This is a genomic window from Bradyrhizobium sp. NBAIM08 (assembly GCF_020193935.1).
GTDB classification, from domain to species: domain Bacteria; phylum Pseudomonadota; class Alphaproteobacteria; order Rhizobiales; family Xanthobacteraceae; genus Bradyrhizobium; species Bradyrhizobium yuanmingense.
In genome coordinates this window covers 1-383 of the sequence record NZ_JADYVR010001330.1, presented here as the reverse complement: position 1 = coordinate 383, position 383 = coordinate 1, and the positions used below count along the sequence as shown (strand labels likewise).

The 383-nt window shown below is 68.7% G+C and carries 1 protein-coding gene; it reads right to left on the bottom strand.

Annotated features, from left to right (window positions below; genetic code table 11):
* Positions 1 to 41: 41 nt before the first annotated feature.
* A partial coding sequence (locus I6F37_RS44765; RefSeq protein ID WP_225155095.1) for a tetratricopeptide repeat protein occupies positions 42 to 383 on the bottom strand: 342 nt, incomplete at its 5' end.

Genomic DNA, 383 nt, shown 5'->3' with positions numbered 1-383 from the left:
GGCCGTCTCGTCGCACGAGCTCTCGAGACCGAGCACGCGCATCAGCGAGGCCTGTCGAGCAACCGCCGGATCTGCGCAGCGGTCGCGCCGTTCGGCGACAGCTCGAGGAATTGCTCGAACGCGATCCGCGCCTCGTCCTCGCGACGCGCCGCCCACAAGATCCGGCCGCGCAGCTCGAACACCATCGGAAACCGCGGACTCAAGGCTTCCGCATCGTCGATCGCGCTGAGCGCGTCCTCCACCCGAGACAGGCGCTGGAGAGCCTGTGCCTTCACCAGGTGCGCGCGCGCGGTGCGGCGCAGCTTCAGCGAGGCATTCGCGAGCTTCAGCGACTGCTCGAAGTCGCCCTCCTGCAGCGCGTCGTTCGCCTGATCCATCAGGAC